Consider the following 13,289-nt stretch of genomic DNA (forward strand, 5'->3'; position numbering starts at 1 on the left):
ATGCCAATTTCAGCCGAACAAGTTAAAAAGCTTCGTGAAGTCACGGGCGTGGGGGTAATGGAGGCTAAAAAAGCCTTGGTTGAGCATCAAGGCGACTTTGAGGCGGCTGTGATCGCTCTCCGCCAGACGGGTGTTTCTAAAGCGGTCGAGAAAACCGATCGAGTTGCCGCCGAGGGGGTAATTGGCAGTTATGTTCACACTAATAAACAAGTCGCGGCGTTTTTGTCGCTCAACTGTGAAACTGATTTTGTTGCTCGCACTGATGATTTTCAGCGTCTTGCTAAAGATATTGCGATGCACATTGCCGCCTTGGCGCCGCGTTATCTTTCTCGAGATTCTATTCCAAACGATCTCCTCGATCGCGACCCATCTCTGCTTGAGACAGTTTTGCTTGACCAGCCTTTTGTTAAAGACGAGTCGCAAACGGTTGGCGAACTGATTAAATCATCAATTCACAGGCTCGGCGAGAATATTCAGATTACTAACTTTGCCTATTTTGCGGTTAAGGGACCATCAAGTTGCACAGTCAATCCAAAGACCCAATAATAAGAACCTACAGGCGAATTCTACTCAAGATCTCGGGCGAGATTTTGCGTGGCGAGGCAAGTGAAAGTTTTGATGAGGCAATTCTCGAACGACTTGCGACTGAAACCAAAGAAATTGTCGACGCCGGCCTGGAGCTGATGATTGTGGTTGGCGGCGGTAACATTTTTCGCCATTCAACTCACGCTCATCACGACATGGATCGCGTCACCGCCGATTACATGGGCATGTTGGCGACAATCATTAACGGCCTTGCGCTTCAATCCGCTTTTGAACATGTTGGGCTCAAGACACGAGTTATGTCGGCGATCCGCGCCGAACAGGTTGTTGAACCTTATATTAGGCGGCGGGCAATTCGGCATGTGGAAAAAGGGCGTGTCGTTGTCTTGGTGGCTGGCACCGGCAATCCGTATTTTACGACCGATTCAGCGGCCGTTTTACGCGCCTCGGAGCTTGGATGCGACATTCTCTTGAAGGGCACAAAAGTTGACGGCATTTATACTCATGATCCAAAAAAAGATCCGACTGCCGAACGTTTTAACGCCCTCTCGTGTACAGAAGTTATCGAGCGGAAATTGCATGTCATGGATTTGACCGCTTTTACGATGGCGCGCGATAACCAGCTTCCGATCCTTGTTTTTGATATTCTAACCCCAGGCAATGCGGTGCGAGCGGCCAAGGGCGAGTCGATCGGAACCCTTGTTCAGCCTTAGTAGTTTCAAGGAGGAAAATGACAATTTCCCAATTGCGTCTGGCGAAAGATCGAATGAAAGAGGTAATTGAAAAATTTAGTGGCGAGCTTGCCGGTATTCACACTGGTCGCGCCAGTACTACCTTGGTTGAAAAAATTGAAGTTGAAAGTTATGGTCAACGCCTGCCGTTGAAGGCGATTGCAACGATCAACGTTCCTGAACCGACTCAAATCGCAATTGTGCCTTGGGATAAAGGACAACTCGTTCAAATCGAGGCGGCGATTCGGGAGTCGGATTTGAGTGTGAATCCAACCAATGACGGTCAGGCCGTAAGGATCAATTTTCCGCCTATGACGCAAGAGCGCCGCGGAGAACTCACTAAACTTGTCAAAAAAATCGGCGAGGAAGCTAAAGTTGCTCTCCGGACCATTCGCCATGATCTCCTTGAAGAGGTCAAGAAAGACCCCGCGGCGACCGAGGATGACAAATTCAGCGCCATCAAAGACTTCGACAAGTTGGTTGAAGAGCACAATCTCCGCGTCGATCAGCTAGTTAAAGACAAAGAAGCTCAAATCTTGAAGGTTTAACTATGACATTGATCCTCACGATTCTCCTTTTTATTTTGATTTTTGGCATCGTGATTATCATTCACGAAGCGGGTCATTTTTTGGTGGCGCGGCGCGAAGGCATGCGCGTTAAAGAATTTGCTTTCGGCTTTCCTCCTCGGATTTTCAGCAAGCGCAAAGGTCAGACGCGCTACACGTTTAATTCAATCCCATTGGGCGGGTATGTGAGCATTTTAGGTGAAGAAGAGGAGTCGGAGGCAAAAGACAGTTTTAACAAAAAAAAGCCGATGGCGCGCCTTCGCGTAGTTTTAGCAGGAATTGGGATGAATTTTATTCTAGCTTGGGTTCTTCTTATTCTGTATTTTTGGGTGGCGCCATTTGGGCCGAAAATTGACGCTGTGGCCGTGGCCAATGTCTATGCCGGTTCGCCAGCCGAGGCGGCTGGTATTAAGATGAATGATTTTATCGTCTCGGCCAACGGCACGTTACTGACCTCGGATGAGATATTAGGTGAATTTACTCGCGCTCACAGAGGAGAGGCGGTGACTCTGGTTATTCGAAGTCAAGGCAAGGAGAAAGCTCTAACGGTTCAATTAAGCGCTGACGAAAAAGCGCCACTGGGTGTTGCGATTGCGGATGTGGGTGCTCTCCCGACTATTCCTTGGTATTTGGCGCCTTGGCATGCTCTCGTCGAGATGTTTAATGTTACGGTCGCGGTACTTGGCTTTCTCGGTCAATTGATTGTCAAAATTTTTGGCGTCTCGACTTCGGCTTCGATCCAAGCTGTTTCTGGGCCAGTCGGCATCTTCTCTCAACTTAAACAAATTATGATTTTAGGAGCGCCTGCGGTCGTGCACTACGCCGCCTTGATCTCACTCGCGGTTGGTATTTTTAACCTTCTGCCGATTCCAGCCCTCGACGGCGGCCGTGCCATTTTTCTCTTCTTCGAAAGTATTTTCGGCAAGCGCGCTCTCTCGCACGCAACTGAAGCCTGGGTTCACGCCATCGGTTTTTTTGTATTGATTCTCATTATCATTGTTGTCACTTACTTTGATATTCAGCGCTTAGGATAGTTGCTTGTGAGTCTGATGGTTTTTCTGCATACTTAAATAGTTGTGTTTTTCAATAATCCTCACGACTAATACAGTTTATAAGGACAATGTATGCGTCAGAAGCAACTCTTTGGAAAAACTCGTCGCGACATTGCCAAAGAAGAGGTAAGCGCTAACGCTCAATTTTTGACGAGGGGCGGGTTTATCGAGAAAACGGTGGCTGGCGTCTACAATTTTTTGCCTTTGGGTCTGCGTGTTCTTAAAAATATTCAAGAAATTATCCGTGAAGAGATGAATGCGCTTGGAGCGAATGAGCTTTTGCTCTCATCGCTTGCGCCGGTGAGTCTGTGGCGCGAAACCGATCGCTTTGAAAACTACGACGCTCTAATGAAAGCAATTGGCGCCAACCCCGCCTCGCGCGCAATCAATGCCACGGCATACATCTTAAACCCGACTCATGAAGAAGTTGTCACTCCTTTAGTTGGGAAATTTATCTCAAGCTATAAAGATTTGCCGCTAGCAGTTTATCAGATTCAAACTAAATTCCGTAATGAACCGCGAGCAAAATCAGGTTTATTGCGCGGGCGCGAATTCAGCATGAAGGATCTCTACAGTTTTCATCGCGATGAGGCTGATTTTGAAAAATACTACACTCGAGTAGCCGAGGCTTATAGGCAAATTTTCACTCGTTGCGGCCTCAAAGCCATTAAAACTGAAGCTTCGGGCGGCGCGTTCAGCAAATTCTCGCACGAGTTTCAGGTCATCACGCCGAGTGGCGAGGATACTATTTTTTATTGTGAAAATTGCGGTTGGTCGCAAAATCGTGAGATTGCGACTCTAAAAGAAGGTGATATGTGTCCGACTTGTCAAAAAACAGTTGCATCGGCTAAAGCGATTGAAGTTGGCAACATTTTCCCTCTCAAGACACGTTTCAGCGATGCCTTTGGCCTTGCTTACGCAGACGAGACGGGTAAAAAACAGCCGATTATCATGGGTTGTTACGGCATCGGGCCGAGTCGCGTGATGGGGGCAATTGTTGAGGTCCACCACGACAAAGAGGGGATTATGTGGCCAGCAAGCGTAGCGCCTTTCCAAGCGCATTTAATTTCTATTCAAGCCGATCTTGAAGCCGAAAAACTTTATCAGGCGCTTAAAGAGGTGGGCATTGAGATTTTGTATGACGATCGCGATCTTTCGCCCGGTCAAAAGTTTGCCGACGCTGATTTAATTGGTCTGCCAGTGCGCTTGATCGTGAGCGCCAAGACATGTGCGACCGACTCTGTTGAATTGAAATTACGGAGCAAATCTAAATCAGAACTCGTCAAACGAAACGTGCTGGCGCGCAAAATTAAGGAGGGGTAATTATGGCAGAGATGAAAAAACTAGTGATTGGCAACTGGAAAATGAATCCATCGCTTGAAGAAGCGCGTAAAATTGCTGGCAAATTGCATGAGCGTTTAGCTAAAGAAAAAAATTTGCCAGAAGTAATAATCTGTCCACCTTTGCCATGGCTGATTCCGGTTAAGGAATCTTTTTCAAATCATATCCTTTTAGGTGCGCAGAATGCCGTGCCGGGTAAGTTTGGCGCTGAAACGGGCAGTGTTTCTGTTGGCATGCTGAAACCTTACATTCAGTATTTGATTATCGGCCATTCAGAACGCCGATTAAGCGGTCGAGAAACCCACGAAACAATCGCGCTCAAGGTGCGCGATGCTCTTAAACAAGGTGTCACGCCAGTGGTTTGCGTGGGTGAATTTGTTCCTCTCTATGATAAGCATCGTCGGCGTGGCCGACCGACACGCAAAGAAGCCGAGAGTAATATCTTTATGCAACTTCGGCGAGCGCTCAAAAATGTGCCATTGACGGATTTTAGTAAGCTTGTGCTTGCTTATGAGCCAGTTTGGGCAATTGGGACAGGCGAATCAGCGAGCGCCGAGTACGTTCTGCAGATGGTCAAGCGTTTACGCAAGACCCTTAGTCGCTTGGGTGGCCGCCGTCGCGCCACGCGAGTTCGGATTCTGTATGGCGGTTCAGTTGATGCTAAAAATGCCGCTGATTACGCCACGACTCCAGGCGTTGATGGCGTGCTGGTCGGCACGGCTTCACTCAAGGCCCCCGAGTTTATGAAAATAGTTTCAGCGTTTGCTTAGGAGGAAAGACTATGCTTCGTGTTGCAATTAACGGTTTTGGGCGAATTGGTCGAGTAGCGGCCAAGATTATGCAAAAGCATTCGGAACTTGAACTTGTTGCTGTTAATGATCTGGGGGATGCGGTCACGCTTGCGCATCTCTTGAAATATGACACCGTTTATGGTCGCTACGAAGGCCTGATATCGGCCAATGACAATATAATTACGATTGATGGCAAGTCGGTCGTCGTTTTGAGTGAAAAAGAACCCGATAAATTACCTTGGGGAGAGTATCAGATTGATGTGGTTATCGAAGCGACCGGCAAGTTTACGAAGAAAGATGATGCCGCCAAACACTTGCAAGCCGGCGCCAAAGCCGTTGTCATTTCGGCGCCAAGTAAGGGCGAGAACCCCGCGCCAACTTTTTTGCGCGGTGTCAACGATAATAAGTTAAGCGACGAACAGATAATTAACAACGCTTCATGCACAACTAATTCGATCGCGCCCGCAATTCAAGTGCTCGAAGAAGTGTTTGGCGTTGAGCGAGCGTTGATGACAACCGTTCATGGTTACACCTCGACTCAACATATCCAAGATGGCCCCCATAAAGATCTTCGTCGTGGCCGAGCCGCGGCGGCTAATATTATTCCGACCAGCACCGGCGCGGCAGTCGCTACAACCGAGGCAATCCCGACGCTCAAAGGACGATTTGATGGTCTAGCTCTCCGAGTGCCAGTTATCAATGGCTCACTTTCAGATATTACCGCAGTCCTGAAGAAAGAGGCGAGCGTTGATGAGGTGAATGCGGCCTTCATTGCCGCGGCGAGCACCGAGCGTTATCAAGGCGTTTTGACCGTAACCAATGAGCCAATTGTTTCTTCAGATATTATTGGCGATTCGCACTCTGCAACCATTGATCTCGAACTTACGAGAGTAAATGGCAATCTTGTTAAAGTCTTCGTCTGGTACGACAATGAATTTGGCTATGCCAGCCGTCTCGTTGAGATGGTGGAAAGATTAGGCGCGCATGACTGAAATTGAAATTATTGAGAAACAGTACCAAGCTTTACATGCCTGGTCCGAAGAAGTGCGCTGGCGATCAACGGATATAGAGATACTTACATCTTTGGATTGGTTGCCAATGCTCATGGTTGCTAAGGCCGATATGCAAACAATCAAAGATGAAATTTACGAAATAAAAGTTTTGCGCGATGCACTCCAACGTGATATTGAGCGGATCAGACGTTCGTCAAAATTTTAACGGTCGTAGAATTTATAGATCGCGGTCGAGTATTTCTAGAGCGGGAAGTTTAAGGCCGGCAAGAAACTCAAGCGTGGCGCCACCACCTGTCGATACAAACGTGAATTGATTAAAATCAACCTTTTGCTCGTCTAAAAATCCGATCGTATCTCCGCCGCTCACAATCGTGAGCGCCGACTGGTTATTAGCGATTGAACGTGCTATGTCAAGGCTGGCAAATTTAAATTCTTGCGCGGTTAAACTTGTGACACCCAGCGTCCCATTCCAAAAAATCGTTTTTGCGCTAGCTAATCTTTCTTTGAACATATCGCGAGTTTTTGAGCCAAGATCCATAGTTTTTTCATTCTGCCAGACAAAGTCGCTTGGCAGAGCAAATTTGCTTGGGTCGCGTTTATAGAATCCGTTTGCTTTCTCAAGTTGATTGTCGTCTACAGTCGAGCGTTTAACATTTATGCCTTGAGCTTTGGCAAATGTATTCGCCATTACGCCGCCAAGCAGAAACAAATCAGCCCGATCAAAAAAACGCTCAATTAAAGGCAATTTTGTCTCGGTTTTTGCGCCACCAAGCACGAGCATGAACGGGTGTTGAATGCGCGCATTGAGCTTAGAAAGATTCTCAATTTCTTTGGCAAGCTGAAAACCGGCGACGATTGGAATGTGTTTGGCCACGCCAACGGTTGAAGCTTCAGCTCGATGCGCCATCGCAAAGGCATCGAAAACGTAAAGATCGCCAAGGCTGGCGAGGTCAGCCGCAAATAAATCGTCGTTCGCCCCCTCGCGCCAATCAAACCGAATATTTTCGAAGAGATGGAGGCCTTTATCGATAATGTAGGCCGGAAGAGGGAAGTTCTCGATGAATGTTTCGCCAAGTTTTTCAGGTTGAAGGCCAAGCAAGGTTTTTAGGTGAAGCGCGACCGGTTTCAGGCTTAAACGTGGATTGCCGGCTTGGATAAGTTCAACGCGTTCTTTAGGGCGCATCACTGGCCGGCCGAGCTTGCTCACAAGTATTATCCTTTTTGCGCCGTGAGTGCGCAGATATTCAATTGTTGGCAAGCACGCTCGCATCCGGACATCGCTTGCGAGTTGACCAGTTGGAGTGAGTGGATCATCAAAATCAACCCGCGCCACGACATACTTGCCTTGAACATCAGTCTCTGAAAGTTGTTTCATCATTAATAATCGTAGCAACCTAGTTGAACTCGTCAAATCTCCCAGGTATACTTTTTAACTATGACGTCTTCGGCAGGAAAGTTTCCCCACATCGAGGCAGTCGTGCGGGAGATTGTCCCGCTCGCGACTGATATGAAGGAATTTACATTCGAACGCGCTGACAGAATGCCGTATGCATTTCGAGCTGGCCAGCACTTTCTTGTTTGGAATGGCAATAAGTATTCGGCCTTTTCGTTGACTTCGTTGCCTCGTGAGACAAGTCGATTTAATTTTGCCGTTAAACGTCATGGCGAGCTAACAAGCTACTTACTCGATGAGGTTGCGATTGGCGATAAGGTGACGATCACGTTACCTCAAGGCCGCGGTTTTGATCCAGAAAAACTTGTTGGCCGCGAACTTTGGTTTATTGCTGGTGGAATCGGGCTCATGGGGCTTTCGGCTCAAATTTTAGAAATCGAAGCCGAGCCTGAAAGATTTGGTCAGAATCATAAACTTTTTTACGGCCTTAAAGATCGCAGTGAACTTCTTTGGCCCGATCGACTTGAAAGCTGGCGCAAATTTATGACAATCGACATTACGGGCGATGGCCGACATCTCTTGGGCGATTTACTTCACGAGGGGATTGAGGGGCACGCTCAAGTCACGGCTCTAATTTGCGGTCCCGCTGTTTTTTTTCAACCGATTTACCGCCTTTTGGTTAAAATTGGGGTCCTACCCGATTATATTTTGACAAACATTTGGGAGTAGATATGAGTTCCGTTCAAGTGACTAAACATCAAAAAAAACCTCACTCGCGTCACGAATTTACGGTTGAAGTTTCGGCTGTTAAGATGGTTGAATTTTTCGAGCGCGCCTATGAAAAGTTGGCCGCGACGGTCGAGATTAAGGGTTTTCGTCGTGGTCAGGCGCCAAAACTAATGACAATTCAGCGGATTGGAAGCGAACGTTATTTTCAGACCGCCCTCGATCTGGCCTTGCCTACCACCTATGTCGAAGCGGCGAAATCACTTAATTTAAGGCCAGTTAGTCCGCCTGAAATTAACATCGTTGGCTATGGCGAGGGCGCCCCGTTTACCTACGTCGTTGTCGTCGACGTAATTCCTGAAGTTGATCCTGGCAAATACAAAGCAATCAGAGTCAAGCCGCCCAAGAGTAACATTTCAGTCGCTCAAAAAGAGATTGACGAAGTGCTCGAACGGTTACGCAAACAGCAGGCCAAAGTGGAGCCGGTCGGCCGTCCGGCTCAAAAAGGCGACCGTGTCGAGATCGACTACGTGGGCACAGTTGATAACGTGAAGAGGGATGACCTTTCAAGCCAGCATTTTCCACTCATGCTCGGCGAAGGCGTTCTTTCAAAAACATTTGAAAGTCAATTGATTGGCAAGAAAAAGGGTGAAACCGTGGAATTTGAGGACAAGGTCAATGATCAGAAAGTGCATTTCGCGGTTGTTGTGCATGAAGTTACTGAAGTAACTTTGCCGGAGCTCACGCCTAAATTTGCCGAGCAGTTCGGTCGTAAAAATGATATCGATCTAAAAGAGGCGATTGAATCGCAATTGAAGGCTGAAAAGGAAGCGGCCGCTCGCCATGAACTTGAGAATGTTGTTTTAGAAGCAGTGATGAAGGAGGCGAGGCTCGATATACCGAGAAGTCTGGTTGAAGAGGAAATTTCGCGTCGGATTGATCAAATCAAACAGCAGTTGGGCACAATGTTTCCAAAGTTTCTCGAGAGAGAAAAAAAGACTGAAACAGAACTCCGCAAGGAGCTTGTTCCGCAAGCCGAGAGAATAGTTAAAACAGGGTTGATCATGGGTGAAATTGCCAAGCGAGAGGGTTTTGGCACGGATCGCAAGTCAGGCGAAGACGATATTGCTCTGCAACGTCGGGTTGTTCATGAGACGCTTAATTTCCTGATTGCCTCGGCAACCGAAATAAAGGCTACTGACAACTAGTTGACCGTCTTGATTTTTGCTTTGGATTAGCTCACACTCACGCCGCATCTTGGATGGAAATGGAAGGGGATTAACAACAATGGAGAAATTTCCGGCGGTTATCTTGGCTGGCGGCGCCTTTCGGCAGAGGTTTTTTTGGCGTGAAAAGACGCCCAAATGCTTCAAGGAGGTTGGTGGGGCGCCGTTGGTCGCGTACGCTGTAGCGGCGGCGCGCCATTCACCACTTGTTAACTCGGTTACTTTGGTTGCCGAGCTCAACGAGTGTTTGCTCGGCAAAAATTGTTTCCGGCAATTTGTCGATAGATTCGTTGAACCGGGCGCGACAATTATTGGGAGCATGCGGGCTGGTTCGAAGAATTTGGGCCCGGATGAGCCCACGCTCTATCTCTGCGGAGATATGCCAAAAGTTACTGCCGAAATGGTGACGCGGGTGGTCGAGGTCTGCCAGCGCAAGCCCGAAGCGGATGCCTGGTACATCTACTGCTCGCAAGCGAACGCGAGCCGAGCGATGCCAGCATTCCCCCATACCTACGCCCAACTGGCCGAAGGGACGTTCTGCGGGACTGGGGTCGGCATCCTCCGGCCGAAAGTGCTCGCTTCGCCAATCATCGGAGCGCTCGAAGAGTCACGCAAAAGCGTGCTTGGTTTACTCGGTCAGTTGGGTTCGAATTTTGTGTTTCGGTACTTCTTCGGACCGAAGCCAACCCTTGGCGAGCTCGAGGCAAGAATGAGTGAGATTTTTGGCTATCGTTTTATTGGTCTCGAGGCGCTTGACGGCGAACTCACGATCGACATCGATACGCCTAAGAAGCTCGAGCTTGTCCAGCTTGCGCCCGCTTCTTGAGCGCCCTTCGGGGCGCCTCTTTTTTATTCTCGCCCGGCAATGTAATATCAAAATGAATCGAAAACAAAGGAGATTTCTATGAGCGAACTAAGATCGCAGATTCTTATTCCGACCGTGATTGAAAAATCCCAGTTTGGCGAACGCGCTTATGATATTTACTCGCGTCTTCTCAAAGAGCGAATCATCTTTGTTAGCGGTACGATCGAAGACTATATGGCGAATTTAATCGTTGCCCAGCTTCTCTTTTTGGAATCCGTCGATCAGAATCGCGATATTCAGCTTTATATCAACTCGCCCGGCGGGTCGGTAACGGCTGGGATGGCGATCTATGACACGATGGAACATATCAAGCCGCCTGTTAGCACGATCTGTGTCGGCATGGCCGCTTCAATGGGCGCATTTTTGCTCGCCGGCGGCGCCAAAAGCAAACGTTTTGCTCTACCCAATGCGAAGGTGATGATTCATCAGGTCATGGGCGGCGCCACTGGCCAGGCAACAGATATTAAGATTCAGGCCGAGGAGATTCTGCGCGTCAAGGCAACGATGAACAAGATTCTTTCAGAAAAAACCGGCCAGCCAATTGGTAAGATCGAAGAAGATACCGAACGCGATAAATATCTCTCGGCGGCAGAAGCTAAGGCTTACGGCCTCATCGATGATGTGATTGGAGCAGTGAGTCATGCAGATAAAAAATTGTAGCCGAACGCGAGATTTTGCTTTAGATTTCGGGTATAGTCCAGAGCAGAAAGGATGGTTACGACCATCTTTTTGCTATTTAAGGAGGCAGAAGCATTGAGTAGAGATGCAAGATTTGTTCCTGGCGTCATGTTCGATTGGATGGGGACACTTTATGACCCGGAAGCAGAGGAGCTTTACCCCGGAGTGATCGAGGTTCTCGAGCACCTCAAAGTCGCCTACTACCGTCGGGGGATCGTCTCGATCGTTCGGATCGACATAAAAAAAGAGTGTCTCGATCAGATTGAACGAACTGGAGCTTCCAGTTACGTTTCGGATGTTCTGGTTACGCGCGAACGCGACAAATTTTTTGTCTGTAACGAACTCCTCAATCTGTGGGGCATCGACCCGCAATATCTTTACGTGGTCGATGATCGATGTGCTCCGCGTCGATCACTCCATTGGGGTTCGATCGTTGGCGCCAATCTGGTCTGGATGCGTCGAGGAAGATATAAAGATGAGATGCCTATAGGTTACGAAGTGACACATGTCATCACCGATATTCGTGAACTGCCGGCAGTGCTCAACTTGCCGCCGATTGCCATCTGTCGGCGCAGGAATTCTCTTAACTAATGAGGCCGCCGCTCATTTGAGCGGTTCGGCCTCTTCTCTTGTGTCGCAAGTGTTGACAGGACGAGCTTTCATAGCCTATACTCGCAGTTAGTGAGGTTCGAATGACCCACGAGGGTTAATAGAAGCAAAAAGCGTATGCAGATTTGCAAACGATGCAACTGCATCGTTTTTGTTTGTTACAACGGGCTTCGACTTTGAACTTTGATAATTGACGCCAGCATAACTTGGTTTTTGAATTGGTTGAAAAATGAGCCTCGCCGGTTTTAGACCGGCCGCCACTGCGAGCGTTATCGCAGATATTTGAAGTTTCAAACTTCTCTTTTTGAAGAGTTTGATCCTGGCTCAGGATGAACGCTGGCGGTGCGCCTAACACATGCAAGTCGAGTGGGTTTAGACCCACGGCAGACGGGTGAGTAATGGCAAGGAACGTACCACGAGGTCGGGCATAACCCGCCGAAAGGCGGGATAATTCCCGATACGCCTCCGGGTGAAAGTTTTTCGCCTCGTGAGCGGCCTTGCTCCTATCAGCTTGTTGGTAAGGTAACGGCTTACCAAGGCTCTGACGGGTAGCTGGTCTGAGAGGACGACCAGCCACAATGGCACTGAGACACGGGCCATACTCCTACGGGAGGCAGCAGTTGGGAATATTGGACAATGGGCGAAAGCCTGATCCAGCGACACCGCGTGGAGGAAGACGGTCTTCGGATTGTAAACTCCTTTTCTCTGAGACGATTATGACGGTACCAGAGGAATAAGCACCGGCTAACTACGTGCCAGAAGCCTCGGTGATACGTAGGGTGCAAGCGTTATCCGGAATTATTGGGCGTAAAGAGCTCGTAGGTGGCTTTGTTCGTTCCGTGTTAAATCTCCAGGCTCAACTTGGAGGCCGCACGGAAGACAGCAAAGCTCGAGTCCAGCAGGGGTCAGCGGAATTGGCGGTGTAGCAGTGAAATGCGTTGATATCGCCAGGAACACCGATGGCGAAGGCAGCTGACTAGGCTGGTACTGACACTAAGGAGCGAAAGCGTGGGGAGCGAACAGGATTAGATACCCTGGTAGTCCACGCCGTAAACGTTGCTGACTAGGTATTCGAAGTATCGACCCTTTGTGTACCGAAGCTAACGCGTCAAGTCAGCCGCCTGGGAAGTACGGCCGCAAGGCTAAAACTCAAAGGAATTGACGGGGGCTCGCACAAGCGGTGGAGCATGTGGTTTAATTCGATGATAAGCGAGGAACCTTACCAAGATTTGACATCTCCGGAACCCTGCAGAAACGCGGGGGTGCCCTTCGGGGAGCCGGATGACAGGTGATGCACGGTCGTCGTCAGCTCGTGTCGTGAGATGTACGGTTAAGTCCGCAAACGAGCGAAACCCTCATCCTGTGTTGTATTTCACGGGAGACTGCCTCGTTCAACGGGGAGGAAGGTGGGGATGACGCCAGATCAGCGTGTCTCTTACATCTTGGGCGACACACGTGCTACAATGGCGACAACAGCGGGTCGCAAAGCTGTAAAGCAGAGCTAATCCCTTAAATGTCGCCTCAGTTCGGATTGAGGGCTGAAACTCGCCCTCATGAAGCCGGAATCGCTAGTAAACGCAGATCAGCCATGCTGCGTTGAATACGTTCTCGAGCCTTGTACAAAATAGAATGCGCCATTCCTTGTCAGTGGCGAGTCCGTTCAAATCGGACCTGGCCGCCAGAGACGGTCAGAAGCGAACGCGCAGTCCTGCGGAGCGATCCACAGGGTGAAGGGTGCTAGTAGCAGTATCCAGC

General features: G+C 48.9%; 14 protein-coding genes and 1 rRNA gene. 14 read left to right on the forward strand and 1 reads right to left on the reverse strand.

Translation table 11 applies throughout. The annotated features are described in order from the left end of the window. From HYW32_02850 to HYW32_02885, 8 genes are all read left to right on the forward strand, one after another. Nucleotides 1-546: an elongation factor Ts gene (locus tag HYW32_02850; GenBank protein ID MBI2589934.1), complete on the forward strand. Its 546-nt coding sequence runs from the start codon at nt 1-3 to the stop codon at nt 544-546. Continuing rightward, complete coding sequence (locus HYW32_02855; protein MBI2589935.1) at nt 543-1,256, forward strand: UMP kinase; 714 nt, start codon at nt 543-545, stop codon at nt 1,254-1,256. Before HYW32_02850 ends, HYW32_02855 begins: the two co-directional genes overlap by 4 nt. Nucleotides 1,257-1,273: 17 nt before the next feature. After that, nucleotides 1,274-1,822 carry a ribosome recycling factor gene (gene frr, locus HYW32_02860; protein ID MBI2589936.1) on the forward strand — a complete coding sequence of 183 codons (549 nt, stop codon included), beginning with the start codon at nt 1,274-1,276 and terminating at the stop codon, nt 1,820-1,822. A gap of 2 nt (nt 1,823-1,824) precedes the next feature. Beyond that, nucleotides 1,825-2,874, forward strand: a complete 1,050-nt coding sequence (locus HYW32_02865; protein MBI2589937.1) for a site-2 protease family protein — start codon at nt 1,825-1,827, stop codon at nt 2,872-2,874. A 90-nt stretch (nt 2,875-2,964) separates the two neighbouring features. After that, complete coding sequence (locus HYW32_02870; protein ID MBI2589938.1) at nt 2,965-4,215, forward strand: hypothetical protein; 1,251 nt, start codon at nt 2,965-2,967, stop codon at nt 4,213-4,215. 2 nt (nt 4,216-4,217) lie between these two features. Beyond that, a complete protein-coding gene (gene tpiA, locus HYW32_02875) occupies nt 4,218-5,003 on the forward strand; it encodes a triose-phosphate isomerase (protein MBI2589939.1) in 786 nt (261 codons plus the stop codon). An 11-nt stretch (nt 5,004-5,014) separates the two neighbouring features. Beyond that, nucleotides 5,015-6,016 (forward strand): type I glyceraldehyde-3-phosphate dehydrogenase, encoded by a 1,002-nt coding sequence (gene gap, locus HYW32_02880; GenBank protein ID MBI2589940.1) that lies wholly within the window; start codon nt 5,015-5,017, stop codon nt 6,014-6,016. Continuing rightward, nucleotides 6,009-6,242 carry a hypothetical protein gene (locus HYW32_02885; GenBank protein MBI2589941.1) on the forward strand — a complete coding sequence of 78 codons (234 nt, stop codon included), beginning with the start codon at nt 6,009-6,011 and terminating at the stop codon, nt 6,240-6,242. The genes gap and HYW32_02885 overlap by 8 nt, the downstream gene beginning before the upstream one ends. Nucleotides 6,243-6,254: 12 nt before the next feature. Here HYW32_02885 and HYW32_02890 read toward each other — a convergent pair whose 3' ends face one another. Next, nucleotides 6,255-7,412 (reverse strand): phosphoglycerate kinase, encoded by a 1,158-nt coding sequence (locus HYW32_02890; GenBank protein MBI2589942.1) that lies wholly within the window; start codon nt 7,410-7,412, stop codon nt 6,255-6,257. A gap of 60 nt (nt 7,413-7,472) precedes the next feature. On the opposite strand from HYW32_02890, the gene HYW32_02895 reads away from it, so the two are divergent. From HYW32_02895 to HYW32_02920, 6 genes are all read left to right on the forward strand, one after another. Continuing rightward, nucleotides 7,473-8,159 (forward strand): hypothetical protein, encoded by a 687-nt coding sequence (locus HYW32_02895; protein MBI2589943.1) that lies wholly within the window; start codon nt 7,473-7,475, stop codon nt 8,157-8,159. A 2-nt stretch (nt 8,160-8,161) separates the two neighbouring features. Beyond that, nucleotides 8,162-9,364, forward strand: coding sequence for a trigger factor (gene tig, locus HYW32_02900; GenBank protein MBI2589944.1), 1,203 nt, complete (start codon nt 8,162-8,164; stop codon nt 9,362-9,364). 79 nt (nt 9,365-9,443) lie between these two features. Beyond that, complete coding sequence (locus HYW32_02905; GenBank protein ID MBI2589945.1) at nt 9,444-10,208, forward strand: nucleotidyltransferase family protein; 765 nt, start codon at nt 9,444-9,446, stop codon at nt 10,206-10,208. A gap of 78 nt (nt 10,209-10,286) precedes the next feature. After that, the gene (gene clpP, locus HYW32_02910; GenBank protein MBI2589946.1) at nt 10,287-10,907 is read left to right on the forward strand and encodes an ATP-dependent Clp endopeptidase proteolytic subunit ClpP; all 621 of its coding nucleotides are present in this window, start codon (nt 10,287-10,289) and stop codon (nt 10,905-10,907) included. 93 nt (nt 10,908-11,000) lie between these two features. Continuing rightward, a complete protein-coding gene (locus HYW32_02915) occupies nt 11,001-11,516 on the forward strand; it encodes a hypothetical protein (protein MBI2589947.1) in 516 nt (171 codons plus the stop codon). A 322-nt stretch (nt 11,517-11,838) separates the two neighbouring features. Next, a 16S ribosomal RNA gene (locus tag HYW32_02920) occupies nt 11,839-13,156 on the forward strand. Nucleotides 13,157-13,289: the final 133 nt, after the last annotated feature.

Source organism: Candidatus Berkelbacteria bacterium (genome assembly GCA_016187225.1).
Lineage (GTDB): Bacteria > Patescibacteriota > UBA1384 > JACPKC01 > JACPKC01 > JACPKC01.

Coding starts and splice junctions, on each gene's coding strand:
- gap (MBI2589940.1), top strand. CDS start 5,015: ATGCTTCGTGTTGCAATTAACGGTTTTGGGCGAATTGGTCGAGTAGCG.
- HYW32_02890 (MBI2589942.1), bottom strand. CDS start 7,412: ATGAAACAACTTTCAGAGACTGATGTTCAAGGCAAGTATGTCGTGGCG.
- HYW32_02885 (MBI2589941.1), top strand. CDS start 6,009: ATGACTGAAATTGAAATTATTGAGAAACAGTACCAAGCTTTACATGCC.
- HYW32_02865 (MBI2589937.1), top strand. CDS start 1,825: ATGACATTGATCCTCACGATTCTCCTTTTTATTTTGATTTTTGGCATC.
- HYW32_02895 (MBI2589943.1), top strand. CDS start 7,473: ATGACGTCTTCGGCAGGAAAGTTTCCCCACATCGAGGCAGTCGTGCGG.
- HYW32_02850 (MBI2589934.1), top strand. CDS start 1: ATGCCAATTTCAGCCGAACAAGTTAAAAAGCTTCGTGAAGTCACGGGC.
- clpP (MBI2589946.1), top strand. CDS start 10,287: ATGAGCGAACTAAGATCGCAGATTCTTATTCCGACCGTGATTGAAAAA.
- tig (MBI2589944.1), top strand. CDS start 8,162: ATGAGTTCCGTTCAAGTGACTAAACATCAAAAAAAACCTCACTCGCGT.
- HYW32_02905 (MBI2589945.1), top strand. CDS start 9,444: ATGGAGAAATTTCCGGCGGTTATCTTGGCTGGCGGCGCCTTTCGGCAG.
- tpiA (MBI2589939.1), top strand. CDS start 4,218: ATGGCAGAGATGAAAAAACTAGTGATTGGCAACTGGAAAATGAATCCA.
- HYW32_02870 (MBI2589938.1), top strand. CDS start 2,965: ATGCGTCAGAAGCAACTCTTTGGAAAAACTCGTCGCGACATTGCCAAA.
- frr (MBI2589936.1), top strand. CDS start 1,274: ATGACAATTTCCCAATTGCGTCTGGCGAAAGATCGAATGAAAGAGGTA.